Genomic DNA, 1,219 nt, shown 5'->3' on the forward strand with positions numbered 1-1,219 from the left:
CCCTAAAATATTTATGCATATTTTAGACTGGCTTAACCTATTATACTCTTTTTCATTTTATAAATCAAGCATTATAGTGTTTTGAAGTTGAAATAGGACAACACAATTTCTAAATCCTTGTTAGAAATTTAATTTGAATTCCCTAATCGATTTGTTCATACTCTGTTTCAATCCACTATATAAACGAACCTTGATATCAATTTAGAAAAAAACCGATATCAATCTATCGGCTTTTCTACATTTACATTATTTTTTTAGCTTCTGCTTTGATTTTTTCAACTACTTCTTGAATGTTCAAACCAGTTGTATCAAGGTAGACAGCATCCTCTGCTTGTTTGAGAGGCGAAGTCTCACGATGACTATCCTTGTAGTCACGCGCAGCAATTTCCTCTTTTAGAGTTTCAAGGTCTGTTTCAATTCCCTTGGCAATATTTTCCTTGTAACGACGCTCTGCTCTTTCATCTACCGAAGCTACTAGGAAAATTTTCAATTCTGCTTGTGGCAATACAACAGTCCCAATATCGCGACCGTCCATGACAATCCCGCCTTGCTGGGCAATTTCTTGTTGGAGAGAAACCAGTTTCTCACGCACTTGAGGAATTGCTGCAATAGCAGAAACATGATTGGTCACTTCATTTTCACGGATAGGATGGGTAATATCCACATCCCCTACAAATACAAGCTGCTCCCCAGTTTCTGAACGTCCAAAACTGATTGGATGCTGGTCCAATAAGGCTAAAAGCTCCTCAATCTCTTCCACTCCTAACTGGTTCTTGAGAGCCATATAGGTTGCCGCACGATACATGGCACCTGTATCTAGGTAGGTGTATCCAAAATCCTTGGCAATGATCTTTGCGACCGTACTCTTACCGCTGGAAGCAGGACCGTCAATAGCAATTTGAATTGTTTTCATATCGGCTCCTATTTTATTTTTATAACATCACCTGGATTAGCAAACCAAGACCCTGTAGCCATGTGCCCAGGATTTAAGGCTTCTAACTGTGCAATGGAGATTCCAGCACGAGCTGCAATAGCTGCTTCTCCTTCTCCTGCGAGAACTTTAATCGTTCCTTCAGGATTAGTAGCTTCTTCTGAACTACTAGAAGTAGATTCTGGCTCTGAACTCTGCTCAGGTTGGGAACTGCTTGAAGATGAGACTTGTACTACACTTGCATCTGAATCATGAAAATCTTTCAAGGCTGCCGTGCGATTACTCCCC

The 1,219-nt window shown here is 40.3% G+C and carries 2 protein-coding genes; both read right to left on the reverse strand.

Annotated features, from left to right (window positions below):
- Positions 1–241: 241 nt before the first annotated feature.
- Entirely contained in the window at positions 242–913 is a 672-nt protein-coding gene (gene cmk, locus SMIDD26_RS07195) for a (d)CMP kinase (protein WP_061439691.1), read from the reverse strand.
- An 8-nt stretch (positions 914–921) separates the two neighbouring features.
- A partial coding sequence (locus SMIDD26_RS07200; RefSeq protein ID WP_348538399.1) for an SAG1386/EF1546 family surface-associated protein occupies positions 922–1,219 on the reverse strand: 298 nt, incomplete at its 5' end.

The organism is Streptococcus mitis, from assembly GCF_001579035.1.
Classification (GTDB): Bacteria; Bacillota; Bacilli; order Lactobacillales; family Streptococcaceae; genus Streptococcus; species Streptococcus mitis_J.

Bases quoted from the DNA above. Each gene is read 5' to 3' on its own strand.
- cmk (WP_061439691.1), bottom strand. From the start codon at position 913: ATGAAAACAATTCAAATTGCTATTGACGGTCCTGCTTCCAGCGGTAAG.